20 protein-coding genes are annotated in these 23242 nt (G+C 68.5%); 13 read left to right on the top strand and 7 right to left on the bottom strand.

Translation table 11 applies throughout. From position 1 onward, the window contains the following. Positions 1 to 77: 77 nt before the first annotated feature. Both acs and HX774_RS00670 read right to left on the bottom strand, forming a co-directional pair. The gene (gene acs, locus HX774_RS00675) at positions 78 to 2018 is read right to left on the bottom strand and encodes an acetate--CoA ligase (protein WP_178823341.1); all 1941 of its coding nucleotides are present in this window, start codon (positions 2016 to 2018) and stop codon (positions 78 to 80) included. A gap of 27 nt (positions 2019 to 2045) precedes the next feature. Next, positions 2046 to 3404, bottom strand: coding sequence for a DcaP family trimeric outer membrane transporter (locus HX774_RS00670; protein ID WP_178823339.1), 1359 nt, complete (start codon positions 3402 to 3404; stop codon positions 2046 to 2048). A gap of 172 nt (positions 3405 to 3576) precedes the next feature. Here HX774_RS00670 and HX774_RS00665 point away from each other — a divergent pair, with 172 nt between their 5' ends. Beyond that, the gene (locus HX774_RS00665) at positions 3577 to 4191 is read left to right on the top strand and encodes a response regulator transcription factor (protein ID WP_178823337.1); all 615 of its coding nucleotides are present in this window, start codon (positions 3577 to 3579) and stop codon (positions 4189 to 4191) included. A 165-nt stretch (positions 4192 to 4356) separates the two neighbouring features. Here the strand turns inward: HX774_RS00665 and HX774_RS00660 are convergent, their stop codons facing one another. Continuing rightward, entirely contained in the window at positions 4357 to 7740 is a 3384-nt protein-coding gene (locus HX774_RS00660) for a PAS domain-containing hybrid sensor histidine kinase/response regulator (protein WP_255499817.1), read from the bottom strand. Positions 7741 to 7829: 89 nt separating this feature from the next. Beyond that, positions 7830 to 9488, bottom strand: coding sequence for an MFS transporter (locus HX774_RS00655; RefSeq protein WP_370523201.1), 1659 nt, complete (start codon positions 9486 to 9488; stop codon positions 7830 to 7832). 266 nt (positions 9489 to 9754) lie between these two features. On the opposite strand from HX774_RS00655, the gene HX774_RS00650 reads away from it, so the two are divergent. After that, positions 9755 to 9907 carry a hypothetical protein gene (locus HX774_RS00650; protein WP_170136940.1) on the top strand — a complete coding sequence of 51 codons (153 nt, stop codon included), beginning with the start codon at positions 9755 to 9757 and terminating at the stop codon, positions 9905 to 9907. Between the two features lie 21 nt (positions 9908 to 9928). Here HX774_RS00650 and HX774_RS00645 read toward each other — a convergent pair whose 3' ends face one another. The 3 genes from HX774_RS00645 to HX774_RS00635 form a co-directional block, all read right to left on the bottom strand. Then, a complete protein-coding gene (locus HX774_RS00645) occupies positions 9929 to 11380 on the bottom strand; it encodes an NAD-dependent succinate-semialdehyde dehydrogenase (RefSeq protein WP_178823333.1) in 1452 nt (483 codons plus the stop codon). An 84-nt stretch (positions 11381 to 11464) separates the two neighbouring features. Next, a complete protein-coding gene (fixJ, locus tag HX774_RS00640; protein ID WP_178823331.1) occupies positions 11465 to 12070 on the bottom strand; it encodes a response regulator FixJ in 606 nt (201 codons plus the stop codon). Further along, the gene (locus HX774_RS00635; protein WP_370523199.1) at positions 12067 to 13467 is read right to left on the bottom strand and encodes a sensor histidine kinase; all 1401 of its coding nucleotides are present in this window, start codon (positions 13465 to 13467) and stop codon (positions 12067 to 12069) included. Before HX774_RS00635 ends, fixJ begins: the two co-directional genes overlap by 4 nt. Positions 13468 to 13910: 443 nt before the next feature. Here HX774_RS00635 and HX774_RS00630 point away from each other — a divergent pair, with 443 nt between their 5' ends. Genes HX774_RS00630 through HX774_RS00580 form a run of 11 tightly spaced genes read left to right on the top strand, consistent with a single transcriptional unit; the run spans position 13911 to position 23239 of the window. Further along, the gene (locus HX774_RS00630; protein WP_178823329.1) at positions 13911 to 14633 is read left to right on the top strand and encodes a TorF family putative porin; all 723 of its coding nucleotides are present in this window, start codon (positions 13911 to 13913) and stop codon (positions 14631 to 14633) included. 60 nt (positions 14634 to 14693) lie between these two features. Continuing rightward, the gene (locus HX774_RS00625; RefSeq protein ID WP_178823327.1) at positions 14694 to 16616 is read left to right on the top strand and encodes a methyl-accepting chemotaxis protein; all 1923 of its coding nucleotides are present in this window, start codon (positions 14694 to 14696) and stop codon (positions 16614 to 16616) included. Continuing rightward, a complete protein-coding gene (locus tag HX774_RS00620) occupies positions 16616 to 16897 on the top strand; it encodes an STAS domain-containing protein (RefSeq protein ID WP_114815752.1) in 282 nt (93 codons plus the stop codon). Before HX774_RS00625 ends, HX774_RS00620 begins: the two co-directional genes overlap by 1 nt. Then, complete coding sequence (locus tag HX774_RS00615) at positions 16894 to 17259, top strand: response regulator (RefSeq protein ID WP_114815751.1); 366 nt, start codon at positions 16894 to 16896, stop codon at positions 17257 to 17259. The genes HX774_RS00620 and HX774_RS00615 overlap by 4 nt, the downstream gene beginning before the upstream one ends. A gap of 13 nt (positions 17260 to 17272) precedes the next feature. After that, positions 17273 to 19558, top strand: coding sequence for a chemotaxis protein CheA (locus tag HX774_RS00610; protein ID WP_178823325.1), 2286 nt, complete (start codon positions 17273 to 17275; stop codon positions 19556 to 19558). A 5-nt stretch (positions 19559 to 19563) separates the two neighbouring features. Further along, the gene (locus HX774_RS00605; protein WP_114815749.1) at positions 19564 to 20037 is read left to right on the top strand and encodes a chemotaxis protein CheW; all 474 of its coding nucleotides are present in this window, start codon (positions 19564 to 19566) and stop codon (positions 20035 to 20037) included. Further along, positions 20034 to 20900: a protein-glutamate O-methyltransferase CheR gene (locus tag HX774_RS00600; protein ID WP_178823323.1), complete on the top strand. Its 867-nt coding sequence runs from the start codon at positions 20034 to 20036 to the stop codon at positions 20898 to 20900. The genes HX774_RS00605 and HX774_RS00600 overlap by 4 nt, the downstream gene beginning before the upstream one ends. Continuing rightward, the gene (locus HX774_RS00595) at positions 20897 to 21940 is read left to right on the top strand and encodes a chemotaxis response regulator protein-glutamate methylesterase (RefSeq protein WP_178823321.1); all 1044 of its coding nucleotides are present in this window, start codon (positions 20897 to 20899) and stop codon (positions 21938 to 21940) included. The genes HX774_RS00600 and HX774_RS00595 overlap by 4 nt, the downstream gene beginning before the upstream one ends. Before the next feature lie 11 nt (positions 21941 to 21951). Then, complete coding sequence (locus HX774_RS00590; protein ID WP_114815746.1) at positions 21952 to 22341, top strand: response regulator; 390 nt, start codon at positions 21952 to 21954, stop codon at positions 22339 to 22341. Then, positions 22338 to 22883 (top strand): chemotaxis protein CheD, encoded by a 546-nt coding sequence (locus HX774_RS00585; protein WP_178823319.1) that lies wholly within the window; start codon positions 22338 to 22340, stop codon positions 22881 to 22883. The genes HX774_RS00590 and HX774_RS00585 overlap by 4 nt, the downstream gene beginning before the upstream one ends. After that, positions 22883 to 23239, top strand: coding sequence for a hypothetical protein (locus HX774_RS00580; protein ID WP_178823317.1), 357 nt, complete (start codon positions 22883 to 22885; stop codon positions 23237 to 23239). The genes HX774_RS00585 and HX774_RS00580 overlap by 1 nt, the downstream gene beginning before the upstream one ends. Positions 23240 to 23242: the final 3 nt, after the last annotated feature.

Raw genomic sequence — 23242 nt, 5'->3', positions numbered from 1 at the left:
GGGCTCAAACGACGAAACGGCCGACGCTCCCTTTCAGGAACGCCGGCCGCTTGCTCCGGGGAGAGCGGGGGTGGTCGTCAGGCGGCCCGGTTCTTCACCAGGTCGTCGACGACCGAAGGGTCGGCCAGGGTCGAGGTGTCGCCCAGCGCCCCCAGTTCGTTCTCGGCGATCTTTCTCAAAATACGCCGCATGATCTTGCCGGATCGGGTTTTGGGCAGGCCGGGCGCCCACTGGATCACGTCGGGGGCGGCGATGGGGCCGATCTCGTTGCGGACGTGGGCGACCAGCTCCTTGCGCAGGGCCTCGGTGGCCTCCACGCCGCGCACCAGGGTGACATAGGCGTAGATGCCCTGACCCTTGATGTCGTGAGGGAAGCCGACGACCGCCGCCTCGGCCACGATGTCGTGCAGGACCAGGGCGCTCTCGACCTCGGCCGTGCCCATGCGGTGGCCCGAGACGTTGATGACGTCATCGACCCGGCCGGTGATCCAGTAGTAGCCGTCGGCGTCGCGGCGGCAGCCGTCGCCGGTGAAATACTTGCCCGGATAGGTCGAGAAATAGGTCTCGAAGAAGCGCTGGTGATCGCCATAGACCGTGCGCATCTGACCGGGCCAGCTGTCGGTGATGACCAGGTTGCCCTCGGTCACGCCTTCCAGAACCCCGCCTTCGGCGTCGACGATCTCCAGTTCGACGCCGGGCAGGGGCTTGGTCGCCGAGCCGGGCTTGAGGTCCGTCGCGCCCGGCAGGGGGGAGACCAGAACGCCGCCGGTCTCGGTCTGCCACCAGGTGTCGACGATGGGCAGACGGCTGTCGCCGACGACCTCGTGATACCAGCGCCAGGCCTCGGGATTGATCGGTTCGCCGACGCTGCCCAGCAGGCGCAAGCTCTTGCGGCTGGTCGCCTTCACCGGCGCATCGCCGTCGCGCATCAGCGAGCGCAGGGCCGTCGGAGCGGTGTAGAAGATCTCGACCTGATGCTTGTCGATGACCTCCCAGAAGCGGCTGACGGTTGGATAGTTGGGCACGCCCTCGAACATCAGGGTCGTGGCTCCATTGGCCAGAGGGCCGTAGATTCCATAGGAGTGCCCCGTCACCCAGCCCACGTCGGCGGTGCACCAGAAGACCTCGCCGGGACGATAATCAAAGACCAGTTCATGGGTGTAGCTGGCCCAGAACAGATAGCCGCCGGTGGTGTGCAGCACGCCCTTGGGTTTTCCGGTCGAACCCGAGGTGTAGAGGATGAACAGGGGGTCTTCGGCCTGCATCGGCTCGGGATGGCAGTGGGCGGTGACTTTCGCCGCCTCGGTCTCATAGTCCCGGTCGCGGCCCTCGACGAAGCCGACCTCGGCCCCGGTGTGGCGGATCAGCAGGACGCCGTCGACGCCCGAGACCTTTTCCAGCGCCTTGTCGACATTGGCCTTCAGCGGCACCTTCTTGCCGCCGCGGCAGCCCTCGTCGGCGGTGATGACGAAGGTGGAGCCGCAGTCCTCGATGCGCCCGGCGATGCTGTCGGGCGAGAAGCCGCCGAAGATGACCGAGTGGACCGCGCCGATGCGGGCGCAGGCCAGCATGGCGTAGGCGGCCTCGGGGATCATCGGCAGATAGATGGTGACGCGGTCGCCTTTGCGGACGCCGTTGGCCTTGAGCACATTGGCCATGCGGCAGACGCGGTCATGAAGCTGGCCGTAGGTGACGTGCTCGCTGTCGGTCGGCTCGTCGCCTTCCCAGATGATGGCCGTGTCGTCAGCCCGGTGGGGCAGGTGGCGGTCGATGCAGTTGGCCGAGACGTTCAGCACCCCGTCCTCGAACCAGCGGATGCGGAAGTCGGCCTTGTTGAACGACACATCCTTGATCTTGGACGGGAAGGTCATCCAGTCGAGGCGCTTGGCCTGTTCGCTCCAATAGGCGTCCGGCGTGTCGCGCGCGGCGATCCGGGCCGCTTCATAGCCGGCGCGGTCCATGTGGGCGCGGGCGGCCAGGTCGGCGGGGACGGGATAGATTTCCGGTTCAGTGGACACGCGCGCTTTCCTCCCAGTTTCTTGTTTTTAGAAGCCGTATTTGGCGAACAGGATCAGACGGGTCATGTCGCCGTCCAGTCCAGATTCCAGCTTGCGGTCAGCGAACATCAGTTCGGCGCCGATATCAAACGCGGTCACGGGCGACCAGATCAGGTTGGCGTGCAGGCTCTGGGCCGAGCGGTTGGCGCCCGCGCCGGTCAGCAGGACGTCGTTGTCCACCCTCTGGGCCGACCAGATCAGGCTGGAGCGCCAGCCCGGCGTCCAGACGTGGCGATAGGCGGCGAACCCGGCGATCACGCCGATGGCGTCCAACTGGCCCGAGGCGTCCAGCACCGCGTCGTTGGAGAAGTTGAGGCCCAGATAGCGGCCCACGCCTTCGCCGCCTGACAGCATGAAGCGCAGGTCGTCTTGCGCCCCCACCTTGAGCTTGGCCGAGGCCGACAGGCCCCAGCCCGTCGCCGTGTCGTCGATGCTGGTCGCCGGGTTCTGATACTTCAGCTGACGCAGCAGGCCTGCGAACTGGACGTCGCCCCAGGGGCGGCTGATCGCATAGCGGGCCGTCAGGTCAGGCAGGCTGTTGTCGTCGGCGATGATGCGGGCGCCGCCGCCGAAGGGGGTGACGGTGGTCTCGGGATTCTCGACCGCGATGGAGAAGGGACCGCGCGTGTAACGGACCTGGGCCTGGCGCGCGAAGACCGTGCCCTCGGCGGCGCCGACGAAATCGGCGGACTCGGGCAGGACGGCGGTGTTCTGGAAGTTGGTCCACTCCTGGCCGATCAGCCAGTTGTCGATGGTGACGAAGGCGCGGCGCAGGGCGGGGTTGGCGCCGCTGGTGGTGCGCTGGTCGCCGGTTCCGGGCAGGGTCTGGAAGTCCATTTCCAGCCGCGTGCCGACCTTGTGGCCGCCGACCAGACCGTCGGTGGTCAGCCAGAACCGGGTCTGGCGGGCGTTGAAGTCCGTGGCCGTGTCTTCGTCCGCGCCGCCGACCGGGATGGAGCCGGGCAGGTGGTATTCGCGCAGGGCGTCGCCGTTGGCCGGGTCGCCGCCGGAATAGTTCGAGGCCATGGCGTCGACCTTGATGAAGCCGCCGAACTTGACCGTGTGATCGCCGATGCGGAAGCCTTCCTCGCGCGGGGCGGCGGGGGCCGAAACCGGCGTGGCGGCAGGGCGGGTCTCCAGACGGATGATGTCCTGCGCCATGGCCTGCGACTGGGTCGTCTGCTGGGTTCGCGCGGCGGCGACCTCGGATTTCAGACTGTTCAGTTCGGCTTCGAGCAGGGCGATGCGCGCTTCGAGGGCCGCATTGGCGTCCTGGGCCAGGACGGCGCCGGGCGCAAACAGAAGCGCAGCCGCAGCCGCGCCGCCGAGCAGGCGGTATCTTCCCATGTCATTTCCTCCCGGGTGCGTCTGATGCGAACCTCGAGACCGCAGCATTCCGCGCGGGGGCGGTATGCGGCCATTAGCCATTGGTCTAGTTTCGACCAAAGTCGAGGCGCGGCATGGTGTCGTCACAGCGCGGCCTCGACCCGAAAAAGAACCGCGTGCGGGAAGGATTTTCATGGATCGCATCGTCGTCGCCGACGACCACCCTCTGTTTCGGGCGGCGTTGAGATCGGCCGTCGAAAAGGCCGCACCCGGCGCCGTGATTGCGGAATGCGCCAGTCTGGCCGAGGTTCAGGCGGCCTTGGCGGAAGCGCCGACCGATCTGCTGCTGCTGGACCTGAAGCTGTCGGACAGCGAGGGCATGGCGGGCCTGAGCCGCATCCGCGCCGACCACCCCGCCGTTCCCGTCGCCGTGGTTTCGGCCAGCGAGGAGCCGCCGACGGTGAGGCGGGCGCTCGCGCTCGGCGCCGCCGGCTTCATCCCCAAGTCCGCCGCCCTGCCGATCATGGTCGAGGCCATCGCCGCCATCCTGTCGGGCGACGGCTGGGCGCCCGACGTCGGCGCGCCCGGTCCCGAGGAAGGCGATCTGGAAGCCCGCATCGCCAGCCTGACGCCGTCGCAATTGCGCATCCTCGAAGGCCTGAGAGCCGGGCGGCTGAACAAGCAGATCGCCTTCGACCTCGGCGTCACCGAGGCCACCATCAAGGCCCACCTGACCAGCGTCTTCCGCAAACTGGGGGTGCATAACCGCACGCAGGCGGTGATTTTGGCCCAGTCGATCGATCTCTGACGCGTTGTCTCTCCCTCCCCTTCATGGGGAGGGTGGTCGCGAAGCGACCGGGTGGGGAGGGCGAGGCGATACCAAGCACAGCGCGTGATGTGCCGAAGCGCCCCCACCCGACTTCGCCCTGCGGGCTCAGCCACCCTCCCCATGAAGGGGAGGGAGAATTTTCGCTCAACGCGACAGAAACGCCTTCAGCGCCGCCGGCTTGACCGGCTTGGGCAGCAGGGTCGCGCCCGCCGCCGTGGCCGTTTCCTTCAGCCCCTCGCGGGTGTCGGCGGTGACGAGGCCTATGCGGCGCAGGCCGCGCGCCCGCAGGGCGTCCACCACCGTCAGCCCGTCCGCCCCGTCGCCCAGGTGCAGGTCGACCAGGGCCGCGTCGAAAGGCCCTTTCGCCGCGATCCCCTCCGCCACCGACCGCGCCGTGGTCGTCTGCGCCCCCCAGCGGCTCAGCAGGGCGGTCAGGGCGTCGAGGATGGCGGGTTCATTGTCCACGCACAGCACCCGCAACCCCGCCAGCGGCAACCGCGCGTCGCTCTCGGCGAGGGGGGCGATAACGACCTGGGCGGCGGCGCGCGGCGCGCTGACGCGGAAGGTCGTGCCGCGTCCGACGCGGGACGCCATCGACAAGGGATGCCGCAGCAGGTCCGACAGCTTCTGCACAATGGCCAGGCCCAGTCCGGCGCCCGGATCGTCGACGGGGGCGCCGGGCAGACGCACGAACTCGCCGAAGACGCTCTCGCGATCCGCATCCGGGATGCCGCGCCCCGTGTCGCAGACCAGCATCTGCACCGTCTCGCCGTCGCGCCGCGCCCCGACCAGAACCCGGCCCGTGTCGGTGTAGCGGATGGCGTTGCCGACCAGGTTCTGAAGCATGGAGCGCAGCAGGTCGTGGTCCGAGGCGACCCAGAGGCCGGACGGCACGACGCTCAGCCTCAGGCCCTTGGCGCGGGCCATGGGGGCGAACTCGCGGCGCAGTTCGGCGAACAGGGCGTCCAGCGACAAGGGAGCGACCGCGGGCTGGACCCCGCCCGCCTCCAGCTTGGACAGGTTGAGCAGGGCCGTCAGCAGGCGGTGGGCGCTGTCGATCGAGCGGTCGGCGTTGGTCGCCAGTCCGCGCCCCGGCGACCCCGGCGCCAGCGACGGCTCCTCCTTCAGCGCGGCGATGAACAGGCGCGCGGCGTGCAGGGGCTGCAACAGGTCGTGGCTGGCGGCGGCCAGGAAGCGGGTCTTGGAGGCCGTGGCGTCTTCGGCCAGACGCCGGGCTTCTTCGAGCCGTTCGGTGCGGTCGGCGACGCGGGCCTCCAGCCGCTCATTGGCCTCCTCCAGCTCGCGGGCGGCGCGGCGCAGGGCGGTGATGTCGGTATAGCTGGTGGCGTAGCCGCCGCCGGGGATGGGGGCGCCGGAGGAGCGCAGGATGCGCCCGTCGGGCTGCTCGCGCTCATGGTCGTGAGGGATGCGGCGCGACAGGGCCTCCAGCCGCCGCTCGATCCAGGCCTCGATATCGCCGGGGTCGGTCTCGCCGCGCTCGGCGTTCAGACGATAGACGGCGGCGATGGGCAGGCCGATGTGGACGAAGCCGGCGGGCAGGCCGAACATCTCGACATAGCGCCGGTTCCAGGCGGTCAGGCGCAGGTCCTCGTCCACCACGCTGACGCCCTGGTCGATGTTGTCCAAGGTGGTCTGCAGCAGGTCGCGGTTGAACTGGACCGCCTGCGAGGCCTCGTCCAGCATCCGCACCACGTCCTCGGGCGCGCGGCCCCCGGCGGCCAGGGCGGCGGCGATGACCCGCCGGGCCGAGGCGGCCCCGATGGCGCCCGCCAGCATCCGTTCGGCGGCGCGGGCCAGGCCGGCGTCGGCGGGGTCGGCGTCGCGTAGGCGTATCTCGGTTTCGCGCGCCCAGGCGGCGAAGGCGCGCTCGGCCCGTTCGTCGCCGATGAAGCGGGCCGCCAAGGCCTTCAGATCGCCGACCGAGGCCCCGGCCAGGCCGCCGCGCCCCTCCATCCAGTCCGGCCCCAGCCGATCGACAAAGGCGCGGGCCTGGACCCGGTCGATCAGGCGCGGCGCGCCCAGCTTGGACACGGCGATGAAGACCCCGAGGTTGAGCGCCAGGCTGAGGAAGACCCCCGCCGCGAACGGGTCTTCCAACCCGATCATGGCCGGCACGTTCAGGCCGAAACCGGGCGCCAGCTGCGGCGCCGCCAGCATGACCAGCCAGACCGTCATCCCGACCGCCAGCCCCGCCAGCGCCCCGCGCGAGCGTCCGCCGCGCCACAGCACCGCGCCGAACAGGGCCGGGGCCAGCTGGGCCAGGGCCGCAAACGACACCAGCCCCATGGCCGCCAGCCCGCTGGATCGGTCCATGGCCTGATAATAGACCCAGGCCATCAGCAGCAGGGCCACGATGGCCAGGCGGCGGATGTTCAGGATGGCGCGCGCCATGTCGCCCGCGCGCTCGCCGCGTCGGCGCCGTTCGGCGGCCAATAACGGCAGGACCAGATTGTTGGACACCATGGCCGACAGGGCCACGGCCTCGACGATGACCATGGCCGTCGCCGCCGAGAAGCCGCCGACGAAGACGATGGCCGTCAGCGCCGGCTGGCCGCTGTTCAGCGGCAGGGCCAGGACCAGCAGGTCAGGATTGACGTGGGGCGCGAACAGGCCGCCCGCCGCCACCAGGGGCAGGACCGCCAGACTGGTTAGCAGCAGATAGAGGGGAAAGATCCAGCGCGCGCGCCGCACCTGGGCCGGGTCGCCGCCCTCGACAAAGGCGACGTGAAACTGACGCGGCAGGCAGAAGATAGCCAGCGTCGCCACCAGGACGATGGCCCAGAAGCGCCCGTCCAGATCGGGCCAGCGCGCCAGTTCGCCCAGGCTGGCGGTGACATCCGCTGAGGCCGGGGCGTGGCGCAGCAGCACCAGGGCGAAGATCGCCACCGCCAGCAGGGCGGCCAGCTTGACGATGGACTCAATGCCGATGGCCTGGATCAGGCCGCGATTGTGCTCGGTCAGGTCGGGACGGCGCGCGCCGAACAGGATGGCGAACCCGGCCAGCACCCCGGCCATGACCAGAACCGTCAGGCTCTCCGAGCCCGCCACCGGGGTCCCGGCGGTGATCATCTCGCCCGCCATCGACAGGGATTTCAGCTGCAGGGCGATGTAGGGCAGGGACCCCAGGATGGCGACGACGGCCACCGCCGCGCCCAGGGCCGGGCTCTTGCCGTAGCGGGACGAGATGAAGTCGGCCATCGAGCCGACGTTCTCGCGCCGGGCCGCCGCCGCGATGCGCTTCCACAGCGGAAACAGCACCGTCACCCCCAGGGCCGGGCCAATATAGATGGGCAGGTATTCCCAGGCCGACCGCGCCGCCGTCCCCACCGCCCCGTAATAGGTCCACGACGTGCAATAGATGGCCAGCGACAGGGCGTAGAGCGACGGCCCCAAGGCTCCGCCGCGCGTCTTGATCGACGGGCGTTCGTACCACCAGGCGACCGCGAACAGGGTCGCCATATAGGCGGCCACCAGGGCCAGGGTCGCGAGGCTGAACATGACCGGCATGTGGGACGCAGCGGGGCTTGGGGACAAGAACAAAAAAAAGGGCGGCTCGACCGAAGCCGAACCGCCCGCAGGTTGGCGAACCTTATGGATCAGGCGTTCAGATCGACGTCCTTGCCTTCCTTGACGAACAGGAAGCCCAGCACGACCGTCGCGACCGCCACCACGATCGGATACCAGAGGCCGTAGTAGATATTGCCTGTGGCCGCGACCATGGCGAAGGCCGTGGTCGGCAGGAAGCCGCCGAACCAGCCGTTGCCGATGTGATAGGGCAGGGACATCGAGGTGTAGCGGATATTGGTCGGGAACATCTCGACCAGGGCCGCCGCGATCGGCCCGTAGACCATGGTCACGTAGAAGCCGAGGATGAACAGGATCAGCACCACCATCGGCTTGTTGACCAGAGCGCTGTCGGCCTTGGCGGGATAGCCGGCGGTGGTCAGAGCCTCGCCCAGACCCGCATCCCAGGTCTTCTTCTGGGCGGCGAAGTCAGCGGTGGTCATGGCGTCGCCGCGGAAGCTGGGGATGACCGACTGATCGCCGATGCGGACCTCGGCCACCGTGCCTGCGGGCGCGGCGACATTGGTGTAGGTCACGCCGGCCTTGGCCAGGTAGGACTTGGCCACGTCGCAGGAGTGGTTGAACACCGTCTTGCCCACGGGATCGAACTGCAGGTGGCAGTCGGCCGGATCGGCATAGACCGTGACCGGAGCCGAGGCGGCGGCGGCGGCCAGACGCGGGTTGGCGGCTTCCGTCAGGGCGTTGAACAGCGGGAAGTAGGTGATCGCGGCCAGCAGGCAGCCGGCCAGGATGATCGGCTTGCGTCCCACCTTGTCCGACAGCCAGCCCCAGAAGATGAAGAAGGGCGAGGCCAGCAGCAGAGCGACAGCCAGCAGGACGTAGACCAGGGTGGCGTCGACCCGCAGCACCCGCTCCAGGAAGAACAGGGCGTAGAACTGACCCGTGTACCAGATGACCGCCTGACCGGCCGTCAGACCGACAAGGGCGATCAGCACCAGCTTCAGGTTCGGCCACTTCATGAAGCTGTCCTTCAGCGGGGTCTTGGACCCCTTGCCTTCGGCCTTCATGCGCTTGAACGAGGGGCTCTCGGCCAGCTTCAGGCGGATCCACAGCGACACGCCCAGCAACAGGATCGAGACCAGGAAGGGAATGCGCCAGCCCCATGCGGCGAAGGCTTCCTCGCCCACCGCGTAGCGGACGCCCAGAATGACGGCCAGGCTGAGGACCAGACCGGCGGTCGCCGTGATCTGGATGAAGGAGGTGTAGTAGCCGCGCTTGCCGTGGGGGGCGTGCTCGGCGACGTAGGTGGCGGCGCCGCCGTATTCACCGCCCAGCGCCAGGCCCTGGATCAGGCGCATCAGCACCAGGATGATCGGGGCGGCGATGCCGATAGCCGCATAGGGCGGCAACAGACCGACGACGAAGGTCGACAGGCCCATCAGCAGCATGGTGACGAGGAAGGTGTTCTTGCGCCCCCACAGGTCGCCCAGCCGCCCGAAGACGATGGCGCCGAACGGACGGACCGCGAACCCGGCGGCGAAGGCCATCAGGGCGAAGATATAGCCGGTGGTCTCGTTCACGCCCGAGAAGAACTGGGTGGTGATGATCGCGGCCAGCGAGCCGTAGAGATAGAAGTCGTACCATTCGATGACGGTGCCGACGGACGACGCCAGAATCACGAGCCGGTCGTTCTTGTCGACCGTGTGCTCCGCGCCCTCCGCCGCACTCATGGTGCGGTCGGTCATGGGCAGTCCCTTCCTGTAGGGTCGCGTTTCGCGACCGTTTCCTCGCGATCCTGTTGCCGGATCGTCGAGGATGAGACTGACAGCAGGGCGATGGATTTGCAGAGAGCGACTTTGGTCGAACGGCGGCGCCTGTCGCGCGGGCGAGGCGCAAATATCGCCTCGGGCGCCGTTTCACGGTTGTCGCGGCGGGCGACTGGGACCAAATGAAGGTTTGACGTCGCCGTTTGGCGGCCCGGCGCGAGAGGACATCAATGGCCCGTAAGCCCAACTATAGTTTCGAACGGCAAGAGCGCGAGCGCGCCGACGCCAAGAAGGCGGAAGCCAAGGCTGCTGCGAAAGCCGCCAAGAAGGCCGCCAAGGCCGGCGGCGAAGCCGAAGACGACACGGAACCGTCCGAGGACTGACGTCCGGCGGTGCGGCGGGCCTTACAGGCCCATGCAGACGTATTTCAGCTCGAGGTAGTCCTCGATGCCGTGGCGCGAGCCTTCGCGACCCAGGCCGGATTGCTTGATCCCGCCAAAGGGCGCGACCTCGGTGGAGATCAGGCCGGTGTTCACGCCGATCATGCCGGTCTCCATCGCCTCGGCCACGCGCCAGATGCGGCCCATGTCGCGCGCGTAGAAGTATCCGGCCAGGCCGAACTCGGTGTCATTGGCCAGGGCGATCCCTTCTTCTTCCGTCTCGAAACGGACGACGCCCGAGACGGGACCGAAGGTCTCCTCGCGGCACATCTTCATGTCCTGGGTCACGCCGGACAGAACCGTCGGCTGGAAGAAGGTCATGCCCAGGGCGTGACGCGCCCCGCCGGTCAGCAGGGTCGCCCCCTTGGCCAGGGCGTCGGCGACGTGGTCCTCGACCTTCTTCACCGCCTTCTCGTCGATCAGCGGACCGATCTGCACGCCCTCGTCCAGGCCGTTGCCGACCTTCAGAGCCTGGGTGGCCTGGGTCAGCTTGGCGACGAATTCGTCGTGAACGGCGGCCTGGACGTAGAAGCGGTTGGTGCAGACGCAGGTCTGGCCCGCGTTGCGGTATTTCGAGGCCACGGCCCCCGCCACGGCGGCGTCCACGTCGGCGTCGTCGAAGACCAGGAAGGGGGCGTTGCCGCCCAGCTCCAGGCTCATCTTCTTGATGGTTTCGGACGACTGCTTCATCAGCAGGCGGCCGATCTCGGTCGAGCCGGTGAAGCTGATCTTGCGCACTGCCGGGTTGGACGTCAGCTCGCCGCCGATGGCCGAGGCCGAGCCGGTGACGACGTTGAACAGGCCGGGCGGCAGGCCCGCTTCCTCCGCCAGAACCGCCAGGGCCAGGGCCGACAGCGGCGTCTGGCTGGCGGGTTTCAGCACCACGGCGCAGCCAGCGGCCAGGGCCGGGCCGACCTTGCGGGTGATCATGGCGGCGGGGAAGTTCCACGGCGTGATCGCCCCCACCACCCCGACCGGCTGGCGCAGGGTCATCAGCCGCTTGCCCGCATCGTGGCTGGGGATGACCTCGCCATAGGTGCGCTTGCCCTCCTCGGCGAACCATTCGATGAAGCTGGCGGCGTAGGCGATCTCGCCCCTGGCTTCGGTCAGGCTCTTGCCCTGCTCGCGGGTCATCAGGCGGCCCAGGGCCTCCTGTTCCGACATCATCAGATCGAACCAGCGGCGAAGGACGCGCGCCCGTTCGCCCGCCGTCTTCGTCGCCCAGGGCTTCATCGCGGCCTCGGCGGCGGCGACGGCGCGGCGGGTCTCGGCGGCGCCCATGTCCGGCGCGACGGCCAGAACCTCGCCCGTCGCCGGGTCCGTCACCTCGAAGGTCGCGCCGTCGTCGGCCCCGACCCAGGCCCCGTCGATGAAGGCGAGGTTGCGGATCAGGCGGTCGTCAGCGGGGGAGGGCATGGGCAGGCTCCGTTCAGGTCGCGGCGATAACGCCCCGAAGCGCGTCTGGCTGCAAGCCTTATGGGATCAGCCCACGATTGGGGGTCAGCCCAGGATCAGCCCCATGCGGACCAGGGCCGACAGGCTGTCGGCCTCCATCTTGGTCATGACCTTGGCGCGGAAGACCTCGACGGTGCGCGGGCTGATGTCCAGCTCCAGCGCGATGGCCTTGTTGGAGTGGCCGTGGATCAGGGCGTCGAAGACCTGACGCTCGCGCGGGGTCAACCGGGTCAGCCTCAGCTCGGCGGCGGCGCGGGTCGCCTGCTCATGGTCGACGTCGTTCAGCTGGCTCAGACAGCCGCGCACGGTCTCGATCAGACGGCCCGGCTCGAACGGCTTTTCGATGAAGTCGATGACGCCGGCCTTCATCATCTGCACGGCCATCGGCACGTCGGCATGGCCGGTGATGACGATGATAGGCCAGGCATGACCGCGCATCTGGGCCAGGCGACGGACCACCTCTCCGCCCTCCATGTCGGGCATCCGCACGTCGGTGATGACGCAGGCGGTGGCGTCCTCGGGCAGGTTTTTGAAGAAATCGACTCCGCTGGCGAAACCGCGGGCGCGGATGCCCTCGCTGCGCAACAGGACCAGAAGGGAATCGCGGACGCCGGGGTCGTCGTCGATGATGAATACGGAATGGAGGCTCATGCGTTCTCGACGCTCGGTTCTCGGTTCAGGTTGAACGAGAAGGCCGCGCCCCCCAGCGCGCTTCTCGAGACTTGCAGCCGACCGCCGTGACTTTCGACGATGGTGCGGGTGACGGACAGGCCCAGGCCCATGCCGCCGGATTTGGTGGTGGTCATGGGCTGGAAGATGCGGTCGATCTGATCCTCGGCGATGCCGGGTCCATTGTCTTCGACACTGATGCTGTAATGGGTGTCCGACAGGACGCGGCCGATGATGACGACCTCGGGCGCCGTATGGTCGCCGACGGCCTCGACCGCATTGCGAGTCAGGTTGACCATGGCCTGCTGGAACTGGATGCGTTCGGCCTGAACCCGGTCGTCCCTGGCTTCGACGTCCAGGCGGATGGTCACGCCCTTGCTGGACCCGATCATCGTCAGGATGGGGCCCAGGTCCTCGACCATGGACGAGGCGCGCTCGCTGTCCAGGCGATGAGCCTCCGGCGACAGGAGCTCGCGCATCCGCCGGATGATCTGGCCGGCCCGCAGCAACTGGCCCTTGGCCAGGGCGGTGGTGCGCAGGGCGCTGTCGCCCAGGGGGCCGGCCCGTTCCATGTCCATCTGGCTGGCGTGCAGATAGGTGGCGGCGGCGCTGAGCGGCTGGTTCAGTTCATGGGCCAGGGTGGCGGCCATCTCGCCCAGCGAGTTCAGGCGCCAGACCTTGTTCAGCTGGGCGTGCAGTTCGCGCGCCTGGGCGTCGGCGGCGTGCCAGCGGCTGAGGTCAGTCAGGCACAGGGCGATCAGTTCGCCGCCCGTTGATCCCGGCACGATTCCGTACTGGATGCTGAGAGGGAAGGTCGCTCCGTCCGGGCGCAGGCCGGTCCAGTGGCCGTCCTTGGCCTCCAGCGGACCGCCGGGCGCGCCGGAGCCGACGATGGCGTTGATGTCGAAGCCGGGGGCCAGTTCGATGAAGGGGCGTCCGCGCGCGGCCTTCTCGGTCAGGGCGAACAGGTCGGCGGCGGCGGGGTTCAGGCGGCGGATGTCGCCATTGGCCTCCAGCGTCACCACCGGCACCGAGGCCAGGGCGGTGTTGAGCATGGCGTCCTTGGCCGCCAACTGCTGTGTCAGGTCGCGGGTCCGGCTGTTCAGCGCCCTGAACCCCCAGCAAATCTCCGCGATCAGCCATGTGACGCCGGCGAACAGCGCGGCGTTGGTCAGGGCTTCCGAGAGGCTTTCACGGGGCGGCAGGATCAGGTTGACGGCGATGGACAGGGCGATGGCCAGGGCCGTGGCCGGGCGGCGCGCCAGCAGGGCCGTGACCACGACGGCGGGAACCATGGGCAGGTAATAGAACTGGCCCAGGCCCTCCAGCAGGCTTCTGAAACCCATGGCCCCGCCCACGGCGACGACCGCCAGCAGCACGCCGCTCCAGCGTCGGCGCGATATCGCGGTCGCAAAAGACAGGATGCTTTGCATCGCCGATGGGATGGGAGAACTCCTCACGCTTCTGGGTCGCCGGACGATGAAGCTGTGGAAGCGAAATCTACAGAATCTTGCCGAGAGGCGCCTTCTATACATTGGTCGAGTATTGCGCAAATCCGGGGTTAACCATGACGTGCAGCGGTCACGCTCAAAACTTAATTGATATCGCGGTTCTGTATATAGGCAAAAAAATGACCATTACTGTAAAGATGGTTTTCGGCTGTTAACGATGAAGTTTCTGTGGATTTCGGCGTCAACGAAGCCTTAACCACGTCGACTGGCGTCCCAGCAAAACTGACGGTGTGCGGAGTTCTACGTAGTCTCTGATTTACAAAAATCTACGCTTGTTCGGTCAGATAGACCTCATAGTCACTGAGGTAGAAATGCTCGAACAGCGTAGCCTAGGGCGCCAGAACGGCGCCGCCATCGTCCCGCTCATCGCCGGCCTCGCCGTGGCGCTGGGCGCCGGCGCCGTACAGGCGCACTCCATTGCAGCCCCCGCCTTCGACGCCCAGATCGGCGTCGCCAGCGAATATGTCGGCAAGGGCCTGGGCAAGAGCGCAGGGGACCCCAGCGTCAACGGCTCGGTCGAGGTCTCCAGCGGCGAATTCTACGCCAGCGTCTTCGCCTCGACCGCCAAGCTGTCGCAGGGCTCGGACGCCGAGATCGTCAGCGTCATCGGCTGGCGCCCCGAGGCGGCGGGCTACAAGTTCGATCTGTCGGTGGTGAACCGCGACCTGCCGGGCACCCGCGCCGGCGTCGACGCCAACTACTGGGAATACCAGGCCGACGCCTCGCGCAAGCTGGGTCCGGTCAACACCCGCCTTCGCGTCAACTATACGCCCGACGGTTTCGCCGCGACCAGGGAGGCCTGGTGGGTCGAGGTTCAGGGCACGGTTTCGGTCGGACCGAAGACCAAGGCCTCGGTCGCCATCGCCGACCGCACCGCTGACGGCGGCGCCGAATACGCCGCCTGGAATGTCGGCGTGAAGCACAAGCTGACCGAGAAACTGGCTCTGGATGTCCGCTGGTACGACACCGACAGCCATGCCCTGGGCGAGAACTACGACGGCCGCCTGGTGGGCGCGCTGACGTTCGCGCTCTGAGCCGACTGAACAGAAACCTGGGGGGAATAGACCATGGGCGTGTTTAACTTACTGAACAACATGAAGATTGTGCGTAAGGTGGTTGTCGCCTTCGCGGGCGTCCTGGTCGCCATCGCGGTGATGGGCACGATCGTCTTCGTCAACATCAACACGATGGAAATGGCGCGCCGCGACAGCGTGCGGACGTCCGCCGCCACCGCCGCCGCCGAGGGCGCGAAATTCTACATGGCGCGCCAGGAGCTCAGCTACCGTGGCTACCTGCTGTCGGGCGAGCAATACTATATTGATCGCCTGGCCAAGCACCGTGAGAATTTCCGCAAACAGCTGGACGAAGTTCGCCGTCTGTCGCCTGAAAACGGCAAGAACATCGACGCCGCGCTCAAGGCGGCCGACGACTGGGTCAGCGTGGTGGTTGAGCCGGGCCAGGTTCTGTTCGCCAATCCCGCAACCCGCGCCCAGGCTGTGGCCATGGTCGGGCAGAACGGCATCTCCGACACCTATATCGACCCGGCTGAAGGCGCTCTGGAAGCCATCGTCGAGCGTGAAAACGCCCAACTGGTCGTCTTCGCCAAGGGCCAGGATACGGCGCTGCTGCAAGCGCAAACGGTGCTGATCGGCGGCGTGATCATGGCCCTGCTGATCGCCATCGGCTGCGGCTGGATGCTGTCCAGCCTGATCGCCCGGCCGATCTCGGCCATGACCTCGGTCATGCGTCGTCTGGCCGGCGGGGACAAGACGGTCGAAGTGCCCGCTATCGGGCGCAAGGACGAGGTCGGTGAAATGGCCTCCGCCGTCCTGGCCTTCAAGGACGCCGCCATCGCCGCTGAACGTCTGGAAGCCGAGGCCGTCGCCGCCCGTCGCGCCGCCGAGGAAGAGCGCGCCCGCGTCGAGGCCGAGAAGGCCCGGTCCGCCGAGGAAGACCGCGTCGCCATCACGGCTCTGGGCGAAGGCCTGAACGCCATGGCCCAGGGCGATCTGACCCACCGCATGATGGTTCAGGTCGCGCCCAAGGCCGAGCAGCTTAAGGCCAACTTCAACGCCGCCATTTCACAGCTGGAGCAGGCTGTGTCGGTGGTCGTCTCCAACGTCGCCGCCATCCGTTCGGGTGCCGGCGAGATCAGCCAGGCGTCTGACGATCTGTCGCGCCGCACCGAGCAGCAGGCGGCTTCGCTGGAAGAAACCGCCGCGGCCCTGGACGAGATCACCGCCACGGTGAACAAGACCGCCGACGGCGCCCGTCAGGCCTCCGGCGTGGTGCAGCAGGCCCGCGGCGACGCCGAGACCAGCGGCAATGTGGTGCGCGACGCCGTCGCCGCCATGAACGCCATCGAGCGCTCCTCGACCGAGATCGGCAACATCATCGGCGTCATCGACGAGATCGCCTTCCAGACCAACCTTCTGGCCCTGAACGCCGGCGTCGAGGCCGCGCGTGCAGGCGATGCGGGGCGCGGCTTCGCCGTCGTGGCCTCCGAAGTCCGGGCCCTGGCCCAGCGTTCGGCGGAAGCGGCGAAAGAGATCAAGACCCTGATCTCGGCCTCTGGCCAGCAGGTCGGCGCCGGCGTCACCCTGGTCGGTCAGACGGGCGAGGCCCTGCAACGCATCGTCAGCCGCGTGGCCGAAATCGACGGCCTGGTCTCGGAAATCTCGGCCTCGGCCCAGGAGCAGGCCACCGGCCTGCAACAGGTCAACACCGCCGTGAACCAGATGGATCAGGTGACGCAGCAGAACGCGGCGATGGTCGAGCAGTCGACCGCCGCCAGCCACTCCCTGGCCCAGGAAGCCGATATCCTGGCCTCGTCGGTCGCCCGCTTCCGCACGGGTCAGGTCGCCGCTCCGGTCGCCACGCACAGGTCGGCGCCCGCCGCCGCCCCGGCTCGCGCCGCACAGCCGGTGGCCCAGACCGTCGCCGCCCTCAAGACCGTCGGTCACGGCGGCGCCGCCCTCAAGCCCCAGCCCATCGAAGACGGCTGGGAGGAGTTCTGATGTCGAGCCTGATCACTCTTCCGGCTGTGCTTGATCTGCGCGCCGCCGAGCCCTTGAAGGCGCAGATCCTGGCCGTGCGCGGTCAGGAAGCCTTGCTGGACGTCTCGGCGGTCGAGCGGCTCGGCGGCCTCTGCCTTCAGGTCCTGCTGTCGGCGATCGCCACCTGGCGCGCCGATGGTCAGGCCTTGACCTTCATCAATGTTTCCGAGGCCTTCGCCTCGCAATGGAGCGCTTTCGGCGCCTCCGCCGCGGACCTCGCTCCGCAAGGACAACTCGCGTGACCAAGACCATCCTGACCGTCGATGATTCCCGCACCATGCGGGACATGCTGATGCTGGCGCTCAAGGGCGCGGGCTATCGCGTGGTTCAGGCCGAGGACGGCGTCCACGGTCTGGAGGTGCTGCGGGCCGAAAATCCCGACATCGTCATCACCGACATCAACATGCCCCGCATGGACGGCTTCGGCTTCATCGAGGGCATGCGCGCGGACCCGGACCACAAGGCCACGCCGGTCCTGGTCCTGACCACCGAGAGCGACGCCGCCAAGAAGCAACGCGCCCGCGAGGCCGGGGCCACCGGCTGGATCGTCAAACCCTTCGACCCGGCCAAGCTGGTCGACGCCGTCCGTCGCGTCGCGGCCTGAGGACACCAGACTTATGAGCGACGATCCGTTCGAGGCCATCAAGGTCACATTCTTCCAGGAGTGCAGCGAACTGCTGGGCGACCTGGAAACCAACCTGCTGGCGCTGGAAACCGGCGAGGGCGACATCGAGACGATCAACGCCGTCTTCCGCGCCGTCCACTCGGTCAAGGGCGGGGCAGGGGCCTTCGGTCTGGAAGACCTGGTCCGCTTCGCCCACGTCTTCGAGACCCTGATGGACGAGCTGCGCTCGGGCCGTAAGGAATGCGACGACGTCACGGTCAAGACCTTGCTGCGCGCCTCCGACGTCCTGGCCGACCACATCGCCGCCGCCCAGGGGACCGGCGCGCCGGTCGACGCCGCCCGTTCGGCCGGTCTGGTGGCCGAGCTGGAAGTCCTGACCCACGGCCAGGCCACGCCCGCCGCCGCCCCGGTCGTCGCCGACGAGGATGATTTCGGCTTCAAGCCCCTGACGCTGGACCTGGCCGATTTCGGCGCACCCGCCGAGCTGCGGTCTCTGGATCTGCCCGCCCTCGACCTGCCTTCGCTCGACCTGCCGGACCTGGCCGCGCCCTCGGCTGCGGGTTGGCGCATCGTCTTCCGTCCGCATCCGCGCCTCTACGCCAGCGCCAACGACGTCAGCCTGCTGCTGCGCGAACTGACCCGTCTGGGCCAGACCTCGGTCGAGCTGGACGCCAGCGGCCTGCCGTCGCTGGAGGCGCTGGACGCCGAAGACGCCCATCTGATCTGGACCATCGTCCTGACCGGCGACGCCTCCGAAGCCGCCGTCCGCGACGTCTTCGACTTCGTCGAGATGGACTGCGACCTGAGCATCACCGCCCTGGACGGAGGATCGCCCTCGGACGAAACCGCCCTGCCGTCGCTGCCGGTGCTGGACGCCGCGCCCGCCGAGCCCGAGTTCGACCTCGCCGCCCTGCTGGCCCAGGCCAAGGCGCCGGTTGAAGCGGCGCCCGTCGCCGCGCCAGTGGCTGCGCCTGCGCCTGCGCCGGTCGCCGCCGCGCCCAAGCCGGTCGCGCCCGCCGCTCCGGCTCCTGCCGCACCCGCTCCTGCCGCCGCGCCCTCGGCCCCCGCCGCCGTCGCTCCGGTGACCATCCGCGTCGATCTCGACCGCGTCGATCGCCTGATCAATGTGGTCGGCGAGCTGGTCATCCAGCAGGCCATGCTGGCCCAGCGCGTCATGGAGAGCGGCCTGGCCCGGTCGTCCGACATCGCCCTGGGTCTGGAAGACCTCGAACTGCTGACGCGCGACATTCAGGACAGCGTCATGGCCATCCGCGCCCAGCCGGTGAAGTCGGTGTTCCAGCGCATGCCGCGTCTGGTCCGCGAAGTCGCCGAGATGACGGGCAAGCGCGTGCGTCTGGTCACGTCGGGCGAAGACACCGAGGTCGACAAGACCGTGGTCGAACGCCTGGCCGAGCCGATCACCCACATGCTGCGCAACGCCATCGACCACGGGCTGGAAAGCCCGGAGGAGCGCGAAGCCGCCGGCAAGCCCGCCGAGGGCACGGTGCGGCTGGCCGCCCTGCACCGCTCGGGCCGGATCGTCATCGAGATCGCCGACGACGGCAAGGGCATCAACCGCCCCCGCGTGCGCGGCATCGCCGTGGATCGCGGCCTGATCGCCGAGGACGCCGTCCTGACCGACGACGAGGTCGACAATCTGATCTTCCTGCCCGGCTTCTCGACCGCCGAGACCATCACCGACGTCTCGGGCCGCGGCGTCGGCATGGACGTGGTGCGTCGTTCGATCCAGGCCCTGGGCGGGCGCATCTCGATCAGTTCCAACCCTGGCAAGGGCTCGACCTTCACCCTCAGCCTGCCGCTGACCCTGGCCGTGCTGGACGGCATGGTGGTGTCCGCCGCCGGCCAGACCCTGGTGGCCCCCCTGTCGGCCATCGTCGAGAGCCTGACGCCGCGCATCGAGGACGTCCATTACGTCGGCGGCCATGACGCCGTCATCCGCTTCCGCGAGGAGTTCGTGCCCATGGTGGACGTGGGCCGCGTCATGGGCTTCCGCGACGACGCCACGACCCTGACGGGCGGGGTGGTCATGATCGTGGAGACCGAGGCCGGCTCGCGCGCCGCCCTGCTGGTCGACGCCATCAACGGCCAGCGCCAGGTCGTGATCAAGAGCCTGGAAACCCACTACCGCCAGGTCGACGGCGTCTCCGCCGCGACCATCCTGGGCGACGGCAGCGTCGCCCTGATCCTCGATATCGACGCCCTGGTCATCGCCGGGCGCCGCAAATCCAACCGCCCCGAACTGAAGATGGCGAGCTGAACACCATGACCGAAGTCACCTCCAACGTCGCCGGCGCCGACCGGGAACTGATCGCCTTCCGCATCGGCGAGCAGGAATTCTGCGTCGACATCATGAACGTCCGCGAGATCCGCGGCTGGACCCCGGCCACGCCCCTGCCGCGCTCGCCCTCCTACATGAAGGGCGTGATCAACCTGCGCGGCATCGTCCTGCCGATCATCGACCTGGGCGCCCGCTTCGGTCTGGCCACGGCCGAGCCGACCGCTCGCCACGTCATCATGGTGGCCCATATCGGCAGCCGTCTGGTCGGCCTGCTGGTCGACGCCGTGTCGGACATCGTGCAACTGACGGACTCGACGATCCAGCCGACGCCTGACGTCGCCAGCGACCATGTGAAGACCTTCGTCCAGGGCATCTTCGCCGTCGAGGGCGGCCGCATGATCAGCCTGATCGACCTCAACCACGTCCTGCCGGCTGAAAGCGAAGCCGAAGCCGCATGACCACCGCCTCCGGGCGCACGTCCCTGGTCGAAGGCGAGTTCGTCTTCACGGCCGAGGACTTCCGCCACATCGCCCAGACCCTGCACGCCCACGCCGGCATCGCCCTGAGCGAGGGCAAGGCCGCCCTGGTCTATTCCCGCCTGGCCAAGCGTCTGCGCGTGCTGGGTCTGCGCAGCTTCCGTGACTACTGCGCCCTGATCGAGGGCGTGGAGGGCGTCGACGAGCGCCAGGCCATGACCGCGGCCCTGACCACCAACGTCACCCGCTTCTATCGCGAGCCGCACCACTTCGATCACCTGCGCGATCAGGTCATGCCGGAACTGGCGGCGCGGGCGCGGGCCGGCGGGCGCGTGCGCCTGTGGTCGGCGGCCTGTTCCAACGGACAGGAGCCCTATTCCATGGCCCTGACCGTGCTGGACGTCCTGCCGGAAGCGGCCGATCTGGACGTGCGCATCCTGGCCACCGACATCGACCCCAACATGGTCGCCGAGGGCGCGGCGGGGATCTATTCCGACGAACTGCTGTCGCCGGTCCCGGCCTCGGGTCGCAAGCATTTCACGCCGGTCCCCGGTTCGCCGGGTCAGTTCAGCGCCGACGCCACCCTGCGTCGCCTGGTGTCCTTCCGCGAGCTGAACCTGATCGGCGACTGGCCGATGAAGGGCAGGTTCGACGTCATCTTCTGCCGCAACGTGGTCATCTACTTCGACGACGCGACCCAGGAGATGGTCTGGAGCCGCTTCACCCCGCTGATGGCCCCCGGCGCCACCCTCTACATCGGTCACTCGGAACGCGTCAGCGGCCCGGCGACGGCTCAGCTGCAGACCTGCGGCCTGACTGCTTACAAGCTGGGAGGCCGGGCATGAGCCAGAATCCCGTCCGCGTCCTGATCGTCGACGACAGCGCCACCATGCGCAGCCTGATCAGCGCCGTCCTGCGCCGCGACCCCGAGATCGCCGTGGTCGGCACGGCGGCCGATCCGCTGGAGGCCCGCGCCGCGATCAAGGAACTGAACCCCGACGTCATCACCCTGGACGTCGAGATGCCCAATATGAACGGGCTGGAATTCCTCGAAAAAATCATGCGGCTGCGGCCCATGCCGGTGGTCATGGTCTCGACCCTGACCCAGGCGGGCACCGACGTCACCCTGGCGGCGCTGGAGATCGGCGCGGTCGATGCGGTGGCCAAGCCCGCGCCCGGCGTCTCGGCCCAGGAAGCCTTCGGCGACCTGGCCGAAAAGGTGAAGATCGCCGCCCGCTCGCGTGTTCGCCCGCTGGAAACGCGCGAGGCCAAGGCGGTGGACGGCGCCTATCGCGCCGACCCCAACCACATCTTGGCCATCGGCGCTTCGACCGGCGGGGTCGAGGCTCTGCTGAACATCCTGTCGGCCTTCCCGGCCAACTGCCCGGCGACGGTGGTGACGCAGCACATGCCCGCCACCTTCACCAAGAGTTTCGCCGCCCGTCTGGACAAGATGTCGGGCGCCACCGTCACCGAGGCCGTGGACGGCGCGCCGCTGAAGGCGGGCCACGTCTATATCGCCCCCGGCGGCGAGGCCCATCTTGAGGTCGCCAACGGCCGCTGCCGTCTGGTCGTCGCCGATACGGTCAACGGCCATCGCCCGTCCGTGGACGTCCTGTTCAACGCGGTCGCCCGCCAGGGCCGCCCGATGACCGGGGTGATCCTGACCGGGATGGGCAAGGACGGGGCCAAAGGCCTGCTGGCCATGCGTCAGGCCGGGGCCCGCACCCTGGGCCAGGACGAGCAGTCCTGCGTCGTCTACGGCATGCCGCGCGCCGCCTTCGAGCTGGGCGCCGTCGAGCGCCAGCTGTCTCTCCCCCGTCTCGCCCCCGCCATCCTCGACCTGTGCGCCGCCGGCGCCCCCGCCTCAAAGCCTGTTGCGTAAGGACTACTCGTATGCCCGCCGCTTCCGCCCTCAATGTTCTGGTTGTCGACGACCAGCTGACCATGCGCTCCCTGATCCGCAACAGCCTGCAACAGATCGGCGTGCGCGAAATCTCCGAAGCCGCCGACGGCGAGCTGGGTCTGCGCGCCGCCATCACCAAGCCGGTGCACCTGATCATTTCCGACTTCAACATGCCGAACCTGGACGGCCTGGGCCTGCTGCGCGCCATCCGCGCCCACCCGCCGACCTCCAAGACCGCCTTCATCATGCTGACCGGCCGCGCCGACCGCGAACTGGTGCAGCGCGCCGTGCAGTTCGGCGTGAACAACTATCTGGTCAAACCCTTCACCACCGCCCAGCTGAAAGAGAAGCTGGAAGGCGTCTTCGGCCCGCTGACGTGAACCCCGAACGCGATCAGCAGACGACCGAAAGGCGCGTCCATGTCGGCCAGGGCGAGCACCTTGTGACGTCCGATCGCGACGTCGTGCTCTCGACCGTGCTCGGCAGCTGCGTCGCCATGTGCCTGCGCGATCCCGTGGCCGGGGTCGGCGGCATGAACCACTTCCTGCTGCCCGAGGGCGCGGGGGCGGGGACCGACGCGGGGCGTCGCTACGGCGCCTACGCCATGGAGCTGTTGATCAACGACGTGCTGAAGGCGGGCGGTCGTCGCGACCGTCTGGAGGCCAAGCTGTTCGGCGGCGGCCGCATGTTCGACTCGCTCAAGGATGTCGGCGCCTCCAACGCCGACTTCGCCGAACGCTTTCTGGCCGACGAGGGCATCCCCGTCGTCGGCGCCAGCCTCAGGGGCGCCGGGGGGCGTCGACTGCATTACTGGCCGGTGACGGGCCGGGCGCTGCAACGCGCGGTCCAGGACGCGGTCGCCCCGCGCCCGACGCCGCCGCGCCTGCCGCCGGTCGAGTCCGGCGCGCTGGAGCTTTTCTGATGAGCCACCCCAATACCAAGGGCCTGCTGGCCGCCGTCTCGGCCGAACTGGCCGACATCCGCGCCGGGATCGACGAGGCCGGCGATCTGGTGTCCGAACTGGTCAAGGGCGCGCCGCCGGAGCAACGCCTGACCTACCTGACGCGGATGCAGGCCTTTGACGTCCTGAGCCAGCGGGTGGACGCCCTGTCGGGGCTGGCCGGCGCCCTGGCCGCCGATCAGCCGATGGATACGGCCCTGGCCGCCCTGCCTCTGGCCGAGATGGCCGACCGCCTGCGCGAACTGTCGTTCCGGGGCAGACCCCTGTCTGAAGCCGCCCCCGCCGCCGTCTCCGGCGACCTGCTGCTGTTCGACTGATCC

This window comes from Brevundimonas sp. P7753 (assembly GCF_013386595.1).
Classification (GTDB): domain Bacteria; phylum Pseudomonadota; class Alphaproteobacteria; order Caulobacterales; family Caulobacteraceae; genus Brevundimonas; species Brevundimonas bullata.
Note: the sequence above shows the minus strand (reverse complement) of the source record. Positions and strands in the feature narration are given on the sequence as shown.